The 20,013-nt window shown below is 75.2% G+C and carries 17 protein-coding genes; 7 read left to right on the top strand and 10 right to left on the bottom strand.

Features of this window, described 5'->3' with window-relative positions; translation table 11 throughout:
* Positions 1-49 precede the first annotated feature (49 nt).
* From gap to MN205_RS03835, 8 genes are all read right to left on the bottom strand, one after another.
* Positions 50-1,054 carry a type I glyceraldehyde-3-phosphate dehydrogenase gene (gene gap, locus MN205_RS03870; RefSeq protein WP_242124475.1) on the bottom strand — a complete coding sequence of 335 codons (1,005 nt, stop codon included), beginning with the start codon at positions 1,052-1,054 and terminating at the stop codon, positions 50-52.
* Between the two features lie 187 nt (positions 1,055-1,241).
* Positions 1,242-2,222 (bottom strand): DNA-binding protein WhiA, encoded by a 981-nt coding sequence (gene whiA, locus MN205_RS03865; protein ID WP_242124473.1) that lies wholly within the window; start codon positions 2,220-2,222, stop codon positions 1,242-1,244.
* 94 nt (positions 2,223-2,316) lie between these two features.
* Positions 2,317-3,366, bottom strand: a complete 1,050-nt coding sequence (yvcK, locus tag MN205_RS03860) for a uridine diphosphate-N-acetylglucosamine-binding protein YvcK (RefSeq protein WP_308220229.1) — start codon at positions 3,364-3,366, stop codon at positions 2,317-2,319.
* Positions 3,363-4,193 (bottom strand): RNase adapter RapZ, encoded by an 831-nt coding sequence (gene rapZ / locus MN205_RS03855; protein ID WP_374115836.1) that lies wholly within the window; start codon positions 4,191-4,193, stop codon positions 3,363-3,365. Before rapZ ends, yvcK begins: the two co-directional genes overlap by 4 nt.
* A 279-nt stretch (positions 4,194-4,472) precedes the next feature.
* Positions 4,473-6,539, bottom strand: a complete 2,067-nt coding sequence (uvrC, locus tag MN205_RS03850; protein ID WP_242124469.1) for an excinuclease ABC subunit UvrC — start codon at positions 6,537-6,539, stop codon at positions 4,473-4,475.
* A 71-nt stretch (positions 6,540-6,610) separates the two neighbouring features.
* Positions 6,611-7,729, bottom strand: coding sequence for an FAD-dependent oxidoreductase (locus tag MN205_RS03845; RefSeq protein ID WP_242124467.1), 1,119 nt, complete (start codon positions 7,727-7,729; stop codon positions 6,611-6,613).
* A 242-nt stretch (positions 7,730-7,971) separates the two neighbouring features.
* Complete coding sequence (locus MN205_RS03840) at positions 7,972-8,781, bottom strand: SDR family oxidoreductase (protein WP_242124465.1); 810 nt, start codon at positions 8,779-8,781, stop codon at positions 7,972-7,974.
* Between the two features lie 97 nt (positions 8,782-8,878).
* Positions 8,879-10,201: a M20/M25/M40 family metallo-hydrolase gene (locus MN205_RS03835; protein ID WP_255817891.1), complete on the bottom strand. Its 1,323-nt coding sequence runs from the start codon at positions 10,199-10,201 to the stop codon at positions 8,879-8,881.
* Between the two features lie 128 nt (positions 10,202-10,329).
* Here MN205_RS03835 and MN205_RS03830 point away from each other — a divergent pair, with 128 nt between their 5' ends.
* The 6 genes from MN205_RS03830 (at position 10,330) to MN205_RS21480 (ending at position 16,294) form a co-directional block, all read left to right on the top strand.
* Positions 10,330-11,040 (top strand): GntR family transcriptional regulator, encoded by a 711-nt coding sequence (locus MN205_RS03830; protein WP_242124461.1) that lies wholly within the window; start codon positions 10,330-10,332, stop codon positions 11,038-11,040.
* A 121-nt stretch (positions 11,041-11,161) separates the two neighbouring features.
* Positions 11,162-12,169, top strand: coding sequence for a sugar phosphate isomerase/epimerase (locus MN205_RS03825; protein WP_242124459.1), 1,008 nt, complete (start codon positions 11,162-11,164; stop codon positions 12,167-12,169).
* 22 nt (positions 12,170-12,191) lie between these two features.
* On the top strand, positions 12,192-13,901 hold the full coding sequence (locus MN205_RS03820) for a dihydroxyacetone kinase family protein (protein WP_242124457.1): 1,710 nt from the start codon (positions 12,192-12,194) through the stop codon (positions 13,899-13,901).
* 15 nt (positions 13,902-13,916) lie between these two features.
* Positions 13,917-14,426 carry a ribose-5-phosphate isomerase gene (locus MN205_RS03815; protein WP_242124455.1) on the top strand — a complete coding sequence of 170 codons (510 nt, stop codon included), beginning with the start codon at positions 13,917-13,919 and terminating at the stop codon, positions 14,424-14,426.
* A gap of 31 nt (positions 14,427-14,457) precedes the next feature.
* A complete protein-coding gene (locus MN205_RS03810) occupies positions 14,458-15,252 on the top strand; it encodes a triose-phosphate isomerase family protein (protein ID WP_242124040.1) in 795 nt (264 codons plus the stop codon).
* 64 nt (positions 15,253-15,316) lie between these two features.
* A complete protein-coding gene (locus MN205_RS21480; RefSeq protein WP_242124042.1) occupies positions 15,317-16,294 on the top strand; it encodes a 3-hydroxyacyl-CoA dehydrogenase family protein in 978 nt (325 codons plus the stop codon).
* Between the two features lie 46 nt (positions 16,295-16,340).
* Here the strand turns inward: MN205_RS21480 and MN205_RS03800 are convergent, their stop codons facing one another.
* On the bottom strand, positions 16,341-17,219 hold the full coding sequence (locus MN205_RS03800; RefSeq protein ID WP_242124044.1) for a hypothetical protein: 879 nt from the start codon (positions 17,217-17,219) through the stop codon (positions 16,341-16,343).
* Positions 17,220-17,438: 219 nt separating this feature from the next.
* A complete protein-coding gene (locus MN205_RS03795) occupies positions 17,439-18,581 on the bottom strand; it encodes a DUF2332 domain-containing protein (protein WP_242124046.1) in 1,143 nt (380 codons plus the stop codon).
* Positions 18,582-18,791: 210 nt separating this feature from the next.
* Here MN205_RS03795 and MN205_RS03790 point away from each other — a divergent pair.
* Positions 18,792-20,013, top strand: a 1,222-nt coding sequence (locus tag MN205_RS03790) for a methyl-accepting chemotaxis protein (RefSeq protein WP_242124048.1), incomplete at its 3' end; no start/stop codon positions are given.

Raw genomic sequence — 20,013 nt, 5'->3', positions numbered from 1 at the left:
GGCAGCCCTGACCGGTCCGGGGCGACGAGCCCCGGACCGGTGGAGGGGATCAGAGGGAGCTGCCGACCAGCTTCACGAGGTCGACGAGGCGGTTGGAGTAGCCCCACTCGTTGTCGTACCAGCCGACGACCTTCACCTGGTCGCCCATGACCTTGGTGAGGCCCGAGTCGTAGATGCAGGACGCGGGGTCGGTGACGATGTCGCTGGAGACCAGCTCCTCGTCGGAGTACACCAGGTAGCCCTTCAGGGGGCCCTCGGCGGCGGCCTTGTACGCGGCGTCGACCTCCTCCGCGCTGACCTCGCGGCTCAGCGTCACGGTGAGGTCGGTGGCGGAACCGGTCGGGACCGGCACGCGCAGCGCGTAGCCGTCCAGCTTGCCCTTCAGCTCGGGCAGGACCAGGCCGATGGCCTTGGCCGCACCGGTGCTCGTGGGCACGATGTTCAGGGCGGCGGCGCGGGCGCGGCGCAGGTCCTTGTGCGGGCCGTCCTGGAGGTTCTGGTCGGCGGTGTAGGCGTGCACCGTGGTCATCAGGCCGCGCTCGATGCCGAAGGCGTCGTTGAGCACCTTCGCCAGGGGCGCCAGGCAGTTGGTGGTGCACGAGGCGTTGGAGATGACGGTGTGCTTCGCCGGGTCGTAGTCGCCGTCGTTGACGCCCATGACGACGGTGACGTCGTCGTTCTTGGCGGGCGCGGAGATGACGACCTTCTTGGCGCCGGCCTCGACGTGCGCCTTGGCCTTCTCGCCGTCGGTGAAGAAGCCGGTGGACTCGATGACGACGTCCACGCCCAGCTCGCCCCAGGGCAGCTTGCCCGGGTCGCGCTCGGCGAGGACCTTCACGGTGCGGGAGCCGACGACGATGGAGTCGCCGTCCACGCGCACGTCCTCGGCGAGCTTGCCCAGCACGGAGTCGTGCTTGAGCAGGTGGGCCAGCGCCTTCGCGTCGGTGAGGTCGTTCACGGCGACGACCTCGAGGTCCGCGCCGGAGGCCAGCGCGGCGCGGAAGAAGTTGCGGCCGATGCGGCCGAAGCCGTTGATGCCGACCTTGGTGGTCATGCGCTCTCCTCCTCGACGCACCGGGCGTTCCCCGGGCGCGTCAGCTGTGCGTGCTCGTCTGCGTACTCGTCTCGTGCTGCGCCCGCCGCAGCGCCGCGGCGACGGGTCGACCCTATGGCCTGGGTCACGTCGGGCGCAGCGGGGGTGGGTCGGGCTCCGGCGGCACCCGCGCGCCGGCGGGCGCCGCTCAGGCGTCGAGCATGTCGGCCGTCAGCCCCGAGTCGGTGCCCGGGACGCCCAGCTCGACGGCCCGCTTGTCCGCCATCCCCAGCAGGCGGCGGATGCGCCCGGCGATGGCGTCCTTCGTCATGGGCGGGTCGGCGAGCTGCCCCAGCTCCTCCAGGCTGGCCTGCTTGTGCTGCAGGCGCAGCCGGCCCGCCTGCAGCAGGTGGTCGGGCACGTCGTCGCCGAGCAGCTCCAGCGCCCGCTCCACGCGCGCACCGGCGGCCACGGCGGCGCGCGCCGAGCGGCGCAGGTTGGCGTCGTCGAAGTTGGCCAGGCGGTTGGCGGTGGCGCGCACCTCCCGGCGCATCCGCCGCTCCTCCCACGTCATCATGGCGTCGTGCGCGCCCAGCCGGGTCAGCAGCGCGCTGATGGCGTCGCCGTCGCGCAGGACGACGCGGTCCACCCCGCGCACCTCCCGCGCCTTGGCGGACAGCTCCAGGCGCCGCGCGGCACCCACCAGGGCCAGCGCCGCCTCCGGTCCGGGGCAGGTGACCTCCATCGCGGCGGACCGGCCGGGCTCGGTGAGGGAGCCGCGGGCCAGGAACGCCCCCCGCCAGGCCGCCTCGGCGATCTGCGTGGAGGAGGACACGATGTGGGACGGCAGGCCGCGCACGGGGCGGCCACGCCCGTCCAGCAGGCCCGTCTGCCGCGCCAGGGACTCGCCCTCGCGCGCCACGCGCAGCACGTAGCGGGTGGCGCGGCGCAACCCCGAGGCCTGCACCACGAGCAGGTCGCTCGGGTGGCCGAACACGTCCGCGATGTCCCGGCGGAGCCGGCGCGCGATCGAGGCGGAGTCCAGCTCCGCCTCGATGACGATGCGCCCGGAAACGATGTGCAGGCCCCCGGCGAAGCGCAGCATCACCGACACCTCGGCCTTGCGGGCCGCGGTGGTCGTCACCGGCAGCCGGCTCAGCTCGTCCTTGACCGCCGCCGTCATCGCCATGCCCTGTCCTCCTCGGACGTCGCGTCCCCCTGCGGCGCGCACCGCGCCGCCTCCTGCGTACCCACCCCGTCCGGCGTCCCCACCCCGCCCGGCGTCACGGACCACCCCGCGGGGCCGACGCCGCGCCCCGCGCGGGACCCGGCGGCCCGGCGAAGAGGTCGCGGTAGGCCGCCGCCAGCAGCAGGGCGTCGTGGCGGGCGGTGCCGTCGCCCAGCGCCACGGGCCGCAGCAGCAGCCGGGCACCCAGCCCGTCGGTGACGAGCGCCAGCGCCGCCGGGTCGGCCACGGCCACCGGGTCGGCGAGCACGGCGTCCACCCGCAGGCCGGGCGCGTGGGCGGCCAGGACCTCCAGGTGCTCCTCGGCGCTGAAGCCGTCGGTCTCCCCCGGCTGCCCGGCCAGGTTCAGCGTCACGCACACCCGCGCCCTCGTCTCGCACAGCGCCTGCGCCAGGGCGGGCACCAGCAGGTGGGGCAGGACGCTGGTGAACCACGAGCCGGGTCCCAGCACCACCCAGTCCGCGGTGCGCACGGCGTGCAGCACCTCGGCCGGCACGGGCGGGTCCGGCGGCACCAGGCGCACCCCGCTGACGCGCCCGGTGGTGGAGGCGACGGCGACCTGGCCGCGCACGGCCGTCACCGCCGTCCCGTCCCCGGGCACCAGGCCCAGCACGTCCGCCTCGATGTCCAGCGGCACCGCGGCCATCGGCAGCACCCGCCCGCGGGCGCCGAGCAGGCGGGCCACCCAGTCCAGGCCGGTGACCTCGTCGCCGAGCAGCTCCCACAGGGTGGCGATGAGCAGGTTGCCGGTGGCGTGCTGGTGCAGCCCGCCGCCCGAGTCGAAGCGGTGCTGCAGCACGTCGCGCCAGGTGCGGCCCCACTCGGAGTCGTCGCACAGCGCCGACAGGGCCATGCGCAGGTCCCCGGGGGGCAGCACCCCGAGCTCCCGGCGCAGCCGGCCGGAGGAGCCGCCGTCGTCGGCGACGGTGACGACCGCGGTGAGGCGGTCGGTGAGGTGGCGCAGGGCCGACAGGGACGCGGACAGCCCGTGCCCGCCGCCCAGGGCGACGACCGCGGGCGCGTCCGAGGACGGGCTCCGGGGCGACAGCGCGCCGGTGACGGGGATCGGGCCGGTGGGCAGGTTCACTCGCGCCCCAGGTCGCGGTGCAGCACCCGCACCACCACGCCGGTGCCGCGCAGACGCGCTCCGAGCTCCTCGGCCATCGCCACCGAGCGGTGCTTGCCGCCGGTGCAGCCGAACGCGATGGTCGCGTAGCGCTTGTTCTCGCGGCGGTACCCGGTCAGCACCGGCTCCAGCGCCTCGACGTAGCGGTCGAGGAAGGGGCGGGCGCCCTCGGCGGCCAGCACGTACTCCGAGACGGGGGCGTCCTGGCCGGTCAGGGGCCGCAGCTCCGGTTCCCAGTGCGGGTTGGGCAGGAAGCGCAGGTCGGCGATGTGCTCGGCGTCGGCGGGGGTGCCGTACTTGAAGCCGAAGCTCATGACGGTCACGCGCAGGTCGTCGGTGCCCTCGGCCTCGAACAGGGACGCCACGAGCGCACCGAGCTGGTGCACGTTGAAGGAGGAGGAGTCCACGACGACGTCGGCGCGCGAGCGCAGGTCGCCGGTCAGGGCGCGCTCGCGGGCGATGCCGTCGACGATGCGGTCGTCGCCCTGCAGCGGGTGCGGGCGGCGCACGGACTCGAAGCGGCGCACGAGGACCTCGTCGGTGGCGTCGAGGAACAGCACGCGCGGGGAGACGTGGCGGGTGTCGAGCGCGGCGAGGGCGCCGGTGAGCTGGGCGAAGAAGCTGCGGCCGCGCACGTCGACGACGACGGCGATGCGCGGCACGGACAGCCCGGCGCGCGCGGCCAGCTCCGCGAGCGGCTCGAGCATCTGCGGCGGGAGGTTGTCCACCACGTACCAGCCGAGGTCCTCCAGCGCCTTGCCGGTGGTGGAGCGGCCGGCGCCGGACATGCCGGTGATGACGAGCAGCTCGGGGCGGCGCGGGCGCTCGCCCGCCGGGGGCTCCCCGTGCGCCTCCTCGGGCGGCTGCCCCTGCCGCGCCTGCACGGGGGCGTCCCCGGGGTCGGCGGCCGGCACGCCGGCGCGGGCGTCGGTGCTGTCGTCGGCCGGTTCTCCCACGAGCGCCATCCTGTCACCCCGGGCGTGTCGCGCACGACAGGCCCCGCACGCTCCGCTGTCGCGTGGTGACGGGATGTTCTCCTGGCGCTCGGGGTGCCGCGACGCACCGGCTCAGTCGAGCACCTCGCCGGTCGCGGTGTTCACCGCGGGCTCGCCGGCGCCGGCACCGGCGAGCGCGGCGACCACGGCGGCCGCCGTCCGCGGCCCCATCCCCGGGACGGCGGCGACCTCCTCGACGGTGGCCGCGCGCAGCCGCTTGACGGAGCCGAAGTGCTTCAGCAGCGCGGCCCTGCGCGTCTTGCCGAGCCCGGGCACGCCGTCCAGGGCGCTGCCGGTCATGGCACGGCTGCGCTTGGCGCGGTGGTAGGTGATGGCGAAGCGGTGGGCCTCGTCGCGCACGCGCTGCAGCAGGAACAGGCCCTGGCTGGTGCGCGGCAGCACCAGCGGGTGCTCCTCCCCCGGCAGCCACACCTCCTCCAGCCGCTTGGCCAGCCCGCACAGGGCGACGTCGACCACGCCGGCGTCGGCGAGCGCGCGCGCGGCCGCCTCCACCTGCGGGCGGCCGCCGTCCACGACGACGAGGTTGGGCGCGTACGCGAAGCGGCGGGGCCGGCCGGTCTCCGGGTCCACGCCGCCGGGCAGCGCCGGGGCCACCTCGCCGTCGACCTCCACGACCTCCACCGCCGCGCCGCGCCCGGCCGGACCCGCCGCACCGGCGGCGGCGCCCTCGAGCGCCGCTTCCGCCTCGCCGGCCACGAGCACCGCGCCGGTGTCCTCCTCGGCGCGGGCGCGGCGGAAGCGGCGAGTGAGGACCTCGCGCATGGCGCGGGTGTCGTCGAGGCCGCCCTCGTCGCCGCGCACGCTGAAGCGGCGGTAGTCGCCCTTCTTCGGCAGGCCGTCCTCGAAGACCACCATGGACGCCACGACGTTCGTCTCCTGGGTGTGCGAGACGTCGAAGCACTCGATGCGCAGCGGCGCCTCGTCCAGGCCCAGGACCTCCTGCAGCTCCTGCAGCGCCTGGCTGCGGGTGGTCAGGTCCCCCGCGCGGCGCGTCTTGTGCAGCCCCAGCGCCTGGACGGCGTTGCGCTGCACCGTCTCCATGAGGGCGCGCTTGTCGCCGCGCTGCGGCACCCGCAGGTCCACGCGCGAACCGCGCAGCTCGGCGAGCCAGTCCTCCACCTCGGCCTCGCCGGTGGCCGGCAGGTGGGGCACCAGCACCTCGCGGGGCACGCTCTCGCCGCTCTCGCCGCCGTAGACCTGCAGCAGCAGCTGCTCGACCAGCTCGGCCGGGCCGACGTCCTCGACCTTCTCCACGACCCAGCCGCGCTGGCCGCGCACCCGCCCGCCGCGCACGTGGAAGACCTGCACGGCGGCCTCCAGCTCGTCGTCGGCGACGGCGAACACGTCGGCGTCGGTCGCGTCGGGCAGCACGACGGCGGACTTCTCCAGCGCCTTCTGCAGGGCGCCGAGGTCGTCGCGCAGCCGGGCGGCGCGTTCGAAGTCCAGCTCGGCGGCGGCGTCGCGCATCTCCCGCTCGGTGCGACGCACGAACCGCGCGGTGTTGCCGGCGACGAAGTCGCAGAAGTCGCCGGCCAGGGCCCGGTGCTCGTCCACCGAGACCCGCCCCACGCAGGGCGCGGAGCACTTGTCGATGTAGCCGAGCAGGCACGGCCGGCCGGAGGCCGCGGCGCGCTTGTAGACCCCGCTCGAGCAGGTGCGCACGGGGAAGACGCGCAGCAGCAGGTCGACGGTCTCCCGGATGGCCCAGGCGTGCGTGTAGGGGCCGAAGTAGCGGGTGCCCTTGCGCTTGGGCCCGCGGACGACCTGCACGCGCGGGACCTCCTCGCCCATCGTGACCGCCAGGTACGGGTAGGACTTGTCGTCGCGGTACTTGACGTTGAAGCGCGGGTCGTACTCCTTGATCCAGGAGTACTCCAGCTGCAGGGCCTCGACCTCGGTGGACACCACCGTCCACTCCACGCTCGCGGCGGTGGTGACCATCGCCGTGGTGCGCGGGTGCAGCGCGGACAGGTCCTGGAAGTAGTTGGCCAGGCGCTGGCGCAGGCTCTTCGCCTTGCCGACGTAGATCACGCGCCCCTGCGGATCGCGGAAGCGGTACACGCCCGGCTCGTCGGGGATCTCCCCCGGCTTGGGGCGGTAGGTGGAGGGGTCAGGCACGCCAAGAGGTTAGGACGCACCGGCGACGTCCCGGGCGCCGAGCCGGTGCCCGGCCGGCGCCCGGGACGTCGTCAGCGGACGGGCAGGGGCAGCAGCGCGGCTGCGGCGCGCCCGGCGGGCAGCCCGTCGCCCGCACCGGGCACCGGGCCGTCCTCGGCGCGCACCAGCCCCACGGGCAGGGCACCGGGGACCTCGGTCAGGGCCGCACCGGGCACGGGGGCGCTCGCGGGCAGGTGCACCACCGCGTGCTCCAGGACGCGCACGGGGCGGGTGACCCCCAGGGCGGGCAGCTCGGCCACGACGAGGTCGCGCAGGGCCGCGTCGTCCAGGGTGGCCACCTCGTCGCCGGCGGCGGTGCGCAGCTCGGCGCGCAGGACGGCGCCGGCGGGACCGGCGAGCGCGCGGGGGCGCCAGGCGCGGGCCGCCGTCAGGCGGCGGGTGCGCAGGGAGGGGTCCTCGACGGTGACCTCGTGCGCGGGCGGCCCGACGGGGGCGCCGTCGGGGGCGTCCACGAGCAGGTGCACGAGGTGGGTGTCGAGGCTGCGCGCGACGGCCACGGCCCCGGGGGCGAGCAACCGGCGGTGGGCCGGCAGGGCGTCCACGACGGCGCGGGCGGCGACGACGTGCTCGCCCGCGGCGTCGCGCACGCACAGGCCCCGCACGCGGCCGTCCTGGACCTGCAGGCCGACGGCCGTGGCTCCCAGCAGCAGGACCGCGCCGCGCGCGCGCAGCCGGCGGGCCAGCTCCGCCCACAGGGCGCCCGTGCCGGCGACGGGACTGAGCACGTCGTGCCTCCCGGCGAGGGCCGGGGCGCCGGCGAGGCGGGCGGCCGAGCGCGCGAGCCGCCCGGCCGGTCGCGCCGGGCCGGTGGGCCGGCCGCCGCGGACGGTGGCCCGGTGGGCGGCGGTGCGCTCCACGTGGCCCCCGGCGAGGTCGAGCCACTGCGCGGGCACCCCGGCTGCGGCGGAGCCGGGCACGCCGGGTGCGGCGAGGGAGTGCGGCAGCCCCCACAGCTCGACGGAACGGGCCAGCCCTCCCACCGCGTCGGCGGCCTCGACGACGACGACCGACCGGCCCGCGTCGAGCAGGGCCTCCGCGGCCGCCAGGCCGCGCGAGCCGCCCCCGGCGACGACGATCGGCAGGTCCGTCCCGGCACGCGCCTGCGGGCGCGTGAGAGTCGGTGCGCTCACGGGTCCTCCCCTCCCCTGCGCCGCCCCGCCGTGCTGCTGCGCACGGCCGGGGTCCCCCGGCGCTCTCCCCGTCATCCGGCGCCCGGTCGGGTCGCGCGGAGGTGGGCAGTCTTCCAGCACGGAACCGCCGTGTGCGGCATTTCCGCCACTCGCCCATCAACTACTACCGTCGGTCACCGAGCAGTACCGGTGAGTAGTCAACGAGGGGTGTGGGGAACACCCGGGTGGACCGCGCCCGCCCCTCAGTCCGCCGATCCGGGCTCGGCGAGCTTGCCCTGCCCCTTGGCCAGCGGCGCGTTCGGGGAGAGGTTGGCCGCAGCACCCTGCAGCTTCGTGCCCAGCGACCCGGTGACCACGTGGTCGCGGCCCTTCTGCAGCGCCTCGAACGCCTGCTCGGCGACCGTGGCCGGGTCGTCCTTGGCGGACGTGTGCGCCATCTTCGTGTCCTCCATGCCGGCGCGCTCGAAGAACTCCGTGTCGGTGGGACCGGGCAGGAACGCGGTGACGCTCACGCCCCGCTGGCCCAGCTCCTGGCGCAACGACTGCGCCAGCGACTGCACGAAGGCCTTGGTGGCCCCGTACACGGCCTGGTACGGGGCGGGCACGCGCGCGGCCAGCGATGAGGTGAACAGCAGCCTCCCCTCACCGCGCGCCGCCATGGCGCGCGCCGCCAGCTTGGCCAGGTGCACGGACGAGACGACGTTGAGGTCGATCACGCGCAGCTCGTCCTCGAGGTCGTTCTCGACGAACTCCCCGCCCGCACCGACGCCGGCGTGGATCGCCACCGCGTCGACGGCCCGCCCACCGGCGGTCGCGGCGGCCCACAGCTGCTCCACGCCCGCGGCGGTGGCCAGGTCGACCCGCACCGCCTCGACGCGGGCAGCGGCCTCCACCTCGGCCAGCTGGTCGGGCACGCCCGTGATCCGCTCGTCCTCGGCGGCGACCAGCAGGTCGTACCCACCGGCCGCGAACCGCTTGGCCAGCTCCAGGCCGATGCCGGAGGAGGCTCCGGTGACGACGGCGAACGGGCGGGACGTCTCTACGCTGCTCACTGCGGACCTCCGGGGTGCTCGTCGATCGGGCCGCCCCGCGGCGACCCCTGCTGCAACCCCTTCCCCGTGCGGCGCGGACCATGCGCGCCGCGGCGCCTCAGCAGGTGGCGACGAACCGCTGCAGCACCCGCACGCCGAAGCGCAGCGCGTCCAGCGGCACCCGCTCGTCCACACCGTGGAACATGCCGGCGAAGTCCATGCCGGCCGGCAGGCGCAGCGGCGCGAAGCCGTACCCGCGCACACCCAGGTGCGAGAACGACTTGTTGTCGGTTCCACCCGCCAGGCAGTACGGCAGGACCGCCGCCCCGGGGTCCTCCGCCTCCAGGGCCGAGCGCATCCGGTCCACCAGCGGCACGGCGAAGTCCGTCTCCAGCGCCACGGACTCGTTGACCGTCTCCACGTCGACGCGCTCGCCGGCCAGTTCGCGGATCGTGGCCAGCAGTTCCTCCTGGCGCCCGGGCAGGTAGCGGCAGTCCACCAGCGCCGTGGCGGTGCCGGGGATGACGTTGTGCTTGTACCCGGCATCCAGCAGCGTCGGGTTGGCGGTGTTCTGCAGCGTGGCACCCACCCAGCGAGCGGTGGTGCCCAGCGTCGCCAGCAGCGCGGAGGGGTCGTCCTCGTCGAAGGCCACGCCGGTGATCTCCGAGACCCCCCGCAGGAACTGCCGCACGGTGGCGGTGTACTCGATCGGCCACTCGTGCGCGCCGATGCGCGCCACGGCCGCGCACAACCGGGTGACGGCGTTGTCGGTGCCGACCTGCGAGCCGTGCCCGGCGCGGCCGTGCGCCACGAGCCGCAACCAGGCCAGGCCCTTCTCCGCGGTCTGCAGCAGGTACGCGCGCCGGCCGTCCAGGTCGACGGAGAAACCCCCGACCTCGCTGACGGCCTCGGTCACGCCCTCGAACAGGTCGGGGCGGTGGTGCACGAGCCACTCGGCGCCCTGCACCCCGGCGGCCTCCTCGTCGGCCAGGAACGCCACGACGAGGTCGCGCGGCGGCCTCTGCCCGGTGCGCGCCAGGTCGCGCACGACGGCCAGCAGCATCGCGTCCATGTCCTTCATGTCCACGGCGCCGCGGCCCCAGAGGCAGTCGTCGGCGATCTCGCCGGCGAAGGGGTCGACGCTCCAGTCCGCGGCGCGGGCGGGCACGACGTCCAGGTGCCCGTGCAGCAGCAGCGCGCCGCGCTCGGCGGTGCCGCGCTCGTCGCCGGGGATGCGCAGGACGACGTTGCCGCGACCCGGGAAACCCTCGACGTACTCCGGTTCCAGCCCCACCTCGTGCAGCAGGGTCGCGACGTGCTCGGCGGCGGCCCGCTCGCCCGGGCCGGAGCCGTCGCCGGGGTTGGACGTGTCGATGCGGATGAGGTCGCGGGCGAGGTCGACGACCTCGTCCTGGGCCACCTGCCGCGCCTGCGCGGACAGGCCCGCCCCCTCGCCGCTCGCCCGGCCGCCGTCCGTCGCGTTCCCCTGTGCGCTCACGGTCGCCACGCTAGACGCCGCCCGCCCGGTGCGCGGGCCGGGCCCGGTGCGGACGGTAACGTCCGCGTGCCATGGGAACCCCACCACCCGCCTCCGCCGCCGCACCGGCGCGCCCGGCCGGCGCGGACGAGTGGACGGGCGAGGGGCACCGCGGGGTGACCGACGCCGTCCACGACGCGCTGCTAGAACTGCTCATGAGCCGCGGGGTCGAACCCGGTTCGGCGCTGCGCACTCAGGGGCTCGCCGACCGACTGGGGGTCTCGGCCACCCCGGTGCGCGAGGCGCTGGCGCGCCTGGAGGGCACCGGCCTGGTGGTGCGCAGCGCCCGGCGCGGTTACCGGGCGGCACCGCTGCTGTCGGCGCACGAACTGGTCCAGCTCGTCGACGTGCGCCTGCTGGTGGAACCGGGCAACGCCGAGCGGGCCTGCGCCCGCGCCGACGACACGTTCGTCGCCCGGCTGCACGTCGCGGTCGAGCGGCAGCGGCACGCCCCCACGGGCCCCGGCTACAGCGGGTTCAAGGACTACCTGGCCGCCGACTGGGCCTTCCACGAGCTCGTCGCCGAGGGCACCGGCAACCCGTTCATCGTGCGCACCCTGGACTCCTTCCGCGGGTTCGTGCAGCGCCTGCACCAGGTGGAGCAGCACGTGCCGGACGCCGCGGAGAGCGTGGCGGAGCACGAGGCGATCGTGCGGGCCTTCGAGGAGCGCGACCCGGCAGCGGCGGCCGCGGCGATGCGGGTGCACCTGGAGGGCGTGCTGGCGCGGGCCGCGCCGGACTGACCGGCTGCACCGGGCACCCGGACGGGCCCCGGGCCGTTGACAGCTCGGAGCGCGTGGGGCAGTCTGCTCCCCGTCCTGATTTTCTATAGAATCTGGGGCCCGGGCCCCGATGGAGCGAGACGTGAGCGACGACGCCGCACAGCCCACCCAGCGCACGACCGTCTTCGACGGCTACCCCGAGGTCCTGACGCGGGAGAACTGGCCGATCACCGTGCCGATGATGCCGCACCCGCACGTGCTGGCCGACGGCACGACGGTGCAGGACCAGTCCGCCGAGGGCTGGGCCGCGACGTTCGACGTCATGGTCGACGCCGGGTACACGAGCATCGACCCCACCGACACGTGGATCCGCATCGCGGACCTGTCGCCGGAACGGCTGCAGGAGTTCGCCCGCACCGTGCGCGCCGCGGGCCTGAGCATCCCGGCGTTCTCCACCTCGCGCCGCAGCGTCATGGACCACGAGAGGGCCGACGAGAACCTCGCCTACTCGCACCGCGCGATCGACGCCTGCGCCGCCATCGGCATCCCGCTGGTGAACTTCGGCTTCATGCGCGGCTTCACCCCCGCGCAGGCGAAGGCGCTGTGGTTCTGGCTGGAGCCCGGCTACTCCGACGACTTCTCCGACGAGGCGCGCCGCACCGCCGTGAAGAAGATCCAGGAGCTGGCGAAGCACGCCCAGGAGGTGGGTGTGCAGATCGCGCTGGAGATGTACGAGGACACCTACCTCGGCACCGCCGACTCGGCCGTGCAGTTCATCCACGAGGTGGGCTACGACAACGTCGGCCTGAACCCCGACTTCGGCAACATCTGGCGCCTGCACCGCCCCGTGGAGCCGTGGGAGGAGATCGCGGCGAAGATGCTGCCGCACACCAACTACTGGCACCTGAAGAACTACTACCGCGACGAGGAGCCCGGCACCGGCTCGGTGCGCACGCACCCCGCGCCGCTGGAGTTCGGCACGATCAACTACCGCAAGGCCATCGCCATCGCGATCGAGTCCGGCTTCCGGGGCACGTTCTGCGTGGAGCACTACGGCGGCGACAGCATCAGCGTCGGCGCCACCAACCGCGAGTACATCCGGCGCGTGCTGCCCAAGCAGACGCCCTGGGCCCCGTTCCGCACCCTCTGAGCGATCGAAGGAGACCGTTCGAATGACGAAGATCTTCGGGAACCCGTCCTCGTTCGTGGACGACGCGATGGCCGGGTTCTGCGACCTGTACCCGCAGTACGTGCAGCCCGTGCCGCACGGGGTGATCCGCTCCACCGCCACGCCCGAGGGCAAGGTCGCCGTGGTCGTCGGCGGCGGGTCGGGGCACTACCCGGCCTTCGCCGGCTACGTCGGGCCGGGCCTGGCCGACGGGGCCGTGGCCGGCAACGTGTTCGCCTCGCCCTCGACCCGCTGGGTCTACGACGTGGCCAAGGCCGCGAACCGCGGCGGCGGGGTGCTGCTGGGCTTCGGCAACTACGCCGGTGACATCCTCAACTTCGGCCTCGCCGCCGAGCGGCTGCGCGCTGAGGGCATCCCGGCCGAGCTGCTGGTGGTCACCGACGACGTGGCTTCCGAGGGCCAGGGCGCGAACGGACAGCGCCGCGGCATCGCCGGCGACGTCGTCGCCTTCAAGATCGCCGGGGCGGCCGCCGAGGCCGGCTACGACTTCGACGGCGTCGTGCGCGCCGCGCGCCACGCCAACGAGATGACCCGCTCGATGGGCATCGCCTTCGCCGGGTGCACCCTGCCCGGCGAGACGGAGCCGCTGTTCACCGTCACGGACGGGCACATGGGCATCGGGCTGGGCATCCACGGCGAGCCCGGCATCTCCGAGGAGCCCATCGGCACCCCCGAGCAGATCGCGCAGCTGCTGGTGAGCAAGGTCCTGGACGGCAAGCCCGCCGGCGCACCCGAGGGCGGGCGCATCACGGTCCTGGTCAACGGCCTGGGCTCGACGAAGTACGAGGAGCTGTTCCTCCTCTACGGTCCCGTCGCCGCCGGGCTGCGCGAGGCCGGGTACGAGATCGTCGCCCCGCAGGTGGGTGAGCTGGTCACGTCCCTGGACATGGCCGGCGCCTCGCTGACGGTGACGTGGCTGGACGAGGAGCTGGAGCGGCTGTGGACCGCCCCGGCGCAGGCGCCCGCCCTCAGCGTCGGCCCGGTCATCGAGACCACCCCCGCCCCCGTGTACGAGGTGCCCGAGGACGAGGTCGCCGACTACTCCGGCACCCCGGAGCCCGCGCAGCAGGCCGGCCAGAAGGTCGCCGCGCTGATCGAGGCCGTGCGCGACGCGCTCAAGGACGCCGAGGCCGAACTGGGCCGCATCGACGCGATCGCCGGCGACGGCGACCACGGCACCGGCATGGTCAACGGCTCCGTCGCCGCCGCGCAGGCGGCCCGCGCCGCCGCCGACGCCGGCGCCGGTGCCGCCTCGACGCTGGCCGCGGCCGGCGGGGCGTGGGCCGACCGCGCCGGGGGCACCTCCGGGGTGATCTGGGGGGTGCTGCTGCACGCCTTCGCCGACCAGCTCGGCGACCAGGACACCCCCGCCCCGCAGCAGGTGGCCGCCGGCGCCACCGCGTCGGTGGAGGCCGTGCAGCGCCTGGCCGGAGCCCGCGTGGGCAACAAGACCATGCTGGACGCGCAGGCACCGTTCGCGGAGGCGCTCGCCGAGCGCATCGACGCCGGCGACGACCTCAAGACCGCCTGGGCGGCGGCCGCGCAGGTCTCCACCGAGGCCGCGGAGGCCACCAAGGACCTGCGACCGCAGATCGGGCGGGCCCGGCCGCTGGCCGAACGCTCCCTGGGCCACCCCGACGCCGGCGCGATCTCCATGGCGCTGGTGACCCGCACCATCGCCGACAAGCTCTGAACCTGGAGGAAGACCGTGACTGAGCCGCAGTGGCGCGTCGTGCTCGCCGCCGACGAGGCCGGGCTGTCCTACAAGGACGCCATCAAGGCCGACCTGGAGAAGGACCCGCGCGTGAAGGAGGTCATCGACGTCGGCATCAACGGCGACGAGGACACCGCCTACCCGCACGTGGCGGTGGCCGGTGCCCGCAAGATCGCCGCCGGTGAGGCCGACCGCGGCATCTTCGTGTGCGGCACCGGCATGGGCGTGGCCATCGCCGCGAACAAGGTCAAGGGCGTGCGCGCCTCGACCGCGCACGACTCCTTCTCCGTCGAGCGCCTGGTGCTCTCCAACGACGCGCAGGTCCTCACCCTGGGCGAGCGCGTGATCGGCAAGGAGCTCGCGCGCCGGCTGGCCAAGGAGTTCCTCGGCTACGTCTTCGACCCCTCCAGCGCCTCCAAGGCCAAGGTCGACGCGATCTGCGGGTACGAGACCGACACCGACGCGTCCGACGCGGCCGAGGCCGATACGGTCGCCTCCTGCTGAGACCGCCGCACACCACCGGAGAGCACGCACCATGACCAGCCGTCCACGCCCGCTCGTCGGGGTCAGCCTCAAGATGTACTTCTCGCTGGCCCGCACGCGCAGCTACCTCGCCGACGTCGCGGCCCTCGGTCCGGACGTCGCGGCGAGCGGCGTGGACGCGTTCGTCATCCCCGACTTCCTCAACATCACCACGGCCGTGGACCTGCTGCGCGGCACGCCCGTGGCGGTGGGGGCGCAGGACGCCTCCTGGGAGGACTTCGGGGCGCTGACCGGCGAGGTCTCCCCCGCGGCGCTGCGCGAAGCGGGGGTCCGCTTCGTCGAGATCGGCCACGCCGAGCGCCGCCGCATGTTCGCCGAGGACGACATCGTCACCGCCCGCAAGGCCGCCGCGGCGGCCCGCAACGGCCTGGTCCCGCTGATCTGCATCGGCGAGAACGTGCGCATCGACGTCGAGGACGCGGCCCGCACCACGATCAGCCAGGTGCTGGCCGCCCTGGAGGAGGTGCCCGGTGACGCCGAGGTCGCCATCGGCTACGAGCCCAACTGGGCCATCGGGCAGACCGAACCGGCACCCCCGGAGCACGTCGTGGGCGTCACCACCCGGCTGCGCGAGGCGCTGTCGCACCGCAGCGGCACCACCCGGATCCTCTACGGCGGCAGCGCAGGCCCCGGCCTGTTCACCCAGGTCGCCGACGGCGTCGACGGCCTGTTCCTGGGGCGCTTCGCCCACGACGTCGCCAACTTCCGCGCGGTGATCGACGAGATCGCCGAACTGCGCGGCACCGCCGACCACGTCCCCGGCCCGCAGGCCGGCGACCGCGCCTGACCCCGCCCCGGCGGGGTGCGACGCGGCTCCTGCGGCCACCCACCACTCACGACCGGAGAACGCTGTGCCCACCGCACCCCGCACCGACAAGATCACCCGCGTCGCCCAGATCGGCACCGGCTACATGGGCGGCGGCATCGCCCAGTCGCTGGCACTGGCCGGCAACGACGTCTGGCTGGCCGACGCCGACAAGGAGTCGACCCAGCGCAACTACGAGCGCCTGCTGAAGGAGTCCGAGCTCTTCGAGGGGCAGGGCCTGTTCGCGCCCGGCAGCACCGAGGTGCTGAAGGAGAAGTTCCACCCCGCCGACTCCATCGAGGAGGCCGTCGCCGACGTCCACTTCGTCGAGGAGGCGGTCTTCGAGGACCCGGCCGTCAAGAAGGACGTCCTCTCCCGCGTCGAGAAGGCCGTCACCCCCGGCACCATCATCGGCACCAACACCTCCACCATCCCGGTCAAGGTGCTCGCCGAGGCCTTCGAGGACGCCTCGCTGTTCCTCACCGTGCACTTCTCCAACCCGGCGCCGTTCATCCCGGGCGTCGAGCTCGTCACCGGCGAGGCGACCGACCCGGCCGTCCTGCCCCTCATCGACGACCTGCTCACCCGCGCCGGCCGCAAGGGCGCGCAGGTGCAGGACGTGCCCGGCTTCGTCCTGAACCGCCTGCAGTACGTCCTGCTGAAGGAGGCCATGACGGTCGTCGAGGAGGGCGTGGCCACGCCCACCGACGTCGACACGATCGTCTCCACCACCTTCGGCTTCCGCCTGCCGTTCTTCGGGCCGTTCGCCATCGCCGACATGGCCGGCCTGGACGTGTACGCCAAGGGCTTCAAGGTCCTGGAGAACCACTTCGGTGAGCGCCTCTCGGCGCCGCAGAACCTGCTGGAGCTGGTGGCGGAGGGCAAGTTCGGCACCAAGACCGGTTCCGGGTTCCTGGAGCTGGAGCCGGAGAAGCTCGCCGCGCTCATCGACTACCGCAACAAGGCCTACAAGAAGATGGCCGAGCTGCTGGCCGACCTGGGCCCCTCGCCGCTCGCCGAGTGAGCACGATCGGCCCTCCACCCCGGGTGGAGGGCCGGTCCCGCCCGGGTCAGCTCCCGGGCACCCCTTCACCGGTCAGCGCCCGCACGCGTTCGGCCGGCACGTCGAGGCGCTGCAGCTGCGCGTGCAGCACGAGGCACCCGGCGTCCGGAGCGCCCTGGGCCGCGGCGCGTGCCGCGGCCGACGCCGCGGGCAGCTCGAGGCGGCGCAGCGCCCGGCCGCTGGCCTCCAGGACCCCCAGCACGACGGGGTCGGTCAGGCGCGGCAGGGAGCCCGCGGGGCCGTCCAGCGCCAGGCAGCCCACCACGGCCGACACGGGCCCGGAGTCGTCCACGAGCGGCACGGCGACCACGGCGCCGTACTTGCCGCGCAACCGGCGGTGCTCCTCGAACGTCAGCCCCTGCCTCGCCTCCGCGGGGAGGCGCCGCCAGCCGGCGGCGTCGACCTCGCCGAGGGCGCTCTCGGCGGCGGACACGTCCACGGCGACGACCTCCCCCTCAGCCACGCACCGGCCGATCACGCCCTTGCCGGGCGCCCAGACCGTCCCCGAGGCCGCGGGACGGCGCCCCGCGCGCACCCGGTGCAGCCGCAGCAACCGCGCGGGGCGCCCCGGCCACGCCGGCCGGTGCAGCCGGTAGGCGGCGACCGCCAGCTCGCGCGGGTCCAGCCCGGTCGCGTCCACGACGCTCCACAGCACCGCGTGCAGCAGGTCGTCCAGCACGTCCCGGTGCGCGGCCCGCCGTCCGGCGCGCCACCGGCCGACCGCCTGCTCGACAGTGGAGACGACGGCGAGGACGGCGGTGAGCAGCACCAGGGCGGCCACGACGCCCGGGCCGCCGTCCCAGGTGCCGGCCCGCTCCAGACCCAGCGCGGCGCCCGCCGCAGCCGCCAGCACGGCGAGCCCCACGTCCACGACCAGTCGCCGCACGCGCTCCTCCAAACCATCGAGACGCCGGGACCCGTCGTTCCGGCGTCCACACCGTAGGGAGGCGCGCAGACACCGGTTCCCCTCCGCTGCCGGATCGCACCGGGTTTTTTACCGGATTTTGTACCCGCGATAACGGCATTTTCTCCCAGTCGCGCGCGGCGATCACCGGAGCCCGACCGCGAGGCCCCCGAGCCCGGGGGCGGCGCCCGCGGACCCGGCCTACCGCTGGGCGTCCCACCGGACGGGGACGCCGTGCGGTGGAGCCGTCCCCACGACGCGGCGCTGCCCGCCCGGCCAGGTGGTGACGGTCACCGGGTAACCCGTCTCCCCGCGGTCGAAGGCGCCCGCGTCGCCACCACCGGGTTCCAGGGAGACCCGGGCCAGCGGGGCCGCGGGCGTCGCGGCCTCGCCGAGCTGCGCCAGCCGCCGCTCGGCGGCCTCCCGCTCGTCGTCGGGCAGGTACTGCCACACCACCGAGTGCTGCACCACCGTCAGCGCCCCGTCCTGCAGCCGGAGGTCCGCCAGCAGACCGGCCGCCCCGATCCGGCGGCGGTCCACCGGAACCCGCCGCGCCAGCTCGAGGGCGGTCTCCAGGCGTGCGGCGCGGTGCGGTTGGTCCGCCCACACGTACGAGCGCAGCAGCAGCGCGCCGTCGGCCGAGGTGGGGTCCACGACGTCCGGGTCGCCGCCGACGCGCTCGACGACCCGGAAGGAACCCGGCGCCGGCCACGCCGGCGGTTCGGAGTCCCAGGCCCCCTCCAGCTCGACGGGCGACTCCTCCGGCCCACGCACCCGCCCGTCGCCACCGCGGTAGCGGAAGCGGTCCAGCAGCAGGTTCAGCCCGGCGGAGCAGCCCACCTCCCGCAGCCGCACCGGCACGGGCGGGCCGGGAGTGGGGCGCACCTGCGCGACGGCGGTGAGCAGGCCGCCCAGCAGCGCCGCGGCCCGCCCCACCTCGTTGGTCTGCGGGGCCGTGCGCAACCCCGCGCGCACCTCCTCCCCCGAGGCGGCCAGCAGGTCGCGCAACGCCGACCAGGCGGCCTCCGCGTCGCCGTCACCGCCCGTGCTGGGCAGGTGCGCGGCGTAGCCGGGGGCGGCGCCGGACAGGGCCAGGCGGTGCGCGACGCCCAGCAGCCGCAGCGGCAGCGCCGCACCCGGCGGGTCGTCCTCGTGCCCGGCGAGCACCAGGCGCACCGGGCCACCGGCCAGGACGTCGTCGGCGGCGCGGGTGAGCAGTCGCGCGTACAGGGGGGAGCCGAGGTCGGCGCAGGCGCGCGCCTGGTCGCGCAGCAGGTCCACGAGCCGCCCGGCGCCTGCCGTCCCGCCCGCGTCCGCCCCGTCCCCCGCCCGCTCACCGGTCATCCACCCACGCTAGCGAGCGCCGGGCGCGGGCACCCCACCACGCCCGCACCCGTGCGCCCCGGACCGGAGCGCCCCGGACGGAACCGGCGGAACGCCTCGAACGCCTCAACCGACCCGGTGCCCGTGCCGATGAGCACGGCACAGGCAGCACCTGCCGAGCGCGGCGCACCCCCCGGGCCGTCCACGGCCGACGTCCGACGGAGGACCACCATGGCCAGCGCTCACCCGCCCACCCCCGGTCCCCGCGGGCCGCTCGGCGCCTTCCGCGACCTGAGGACCGCGTCGAAGCTGATGGCGGGCTTCCTCGTCGTCTGCTGCGCGGTCGTCGTGGTCGGCGTCCTGGGCCTGGCACGCCTGAGCGACTCCCAGGAACGCCTGAGCGCCTACGACGTCAACGTCACCCAGCCCCTGGACGAGCTCGAGCGTGCCCACGTCCGCCTGGAACGCTCCCTGGTCCAGCTCGACGAGCTCTTCATGCAGACCGACGCCTCGGCCGTCACCGAGCTGGTCGCCGAACTGGGGACCGTCGACGACGAGCTGGACGCGCACCTCGCCGCCGGCGCGGGCCCCGACGCCCCGGCCGCCACCGGCGAGTCCATCGCCGAGGTCGCGGACCTCGTCGCGCAGTGGCGCCAGGAGCGCGACACCGTCCTGGTGCCCATCGCCCTGGGCAGCAACGACGGCGGCGAGTACGCCGCCGCCCGCGCGGAGCGCGCCGACGCGCTCTTCGAGCAGGCGCGCACCCGGCTCGACGCCCTGAAGGTGGTCCAGCGCGACTTCGGCGCCGCCTACCTCGCGGACGCCCGCGAGGCCTACGCGACCGCCCGGACCGTCACCGTCGTCACCATCGTCGCCGCCGTCGCGCTGGGGCTGGCCCTGGCCGTCGGCATCGCGCGCATGGTCTCCAAGCCGCTGGAGCGCACCGTGGAGGTCCTCGAGGGGCTGGCCGACGGCGACCTCTCCCGCACCCTGGACGTCGACACCCGCGACGAGGTGGGCGACATGGCGCGCGCCCTGAACAAGGCCATCGCGGGGATGGCCGGCACCGTGCGCGCCATCTCCGGCAACGCCGACGCCCTGGCCACCGCCAGCGAGGAGCTGACGGCCACCTCCGCCCAGCTGTCGGCGAACGCGCGGGACTCCGCCGCCCGGGTCGAGCAGGCGTCGCAGGCCGTGGACGGGGTCTCCGGCAGCGTGTCCACCGTGGCCGCGGGCACCGAGGAGATGGGCGCGTCCATCCGCGAGATCGCGGACAACGCCGCCGGCGCGAGCGAGGTGGCCACGCGCGCCGTGGGGATGGCGCAGGAGACCGGCGAGATCGTCGACCGCCTCGGGCGCTCCTCCGCGGAGGTCGGCGACGTCGTGAGGGCCATCACCGCCATCGCCGAGCAGACGAACCTGCTGGCGCTGAACGCCACCATCGAGGCCGCCC

It is taken from the genome of Kineococcus sp. TRM81007, from assembly GCF_022669155.1.
Lineage (GTDB): Bacteria > Actinomycetota > Actinomycetes > Actinomycetales > Kineococcaceae > Kineococcus.
This window is presented reverse-complemented; position numbering and strand designations above follow the sequence as displayed.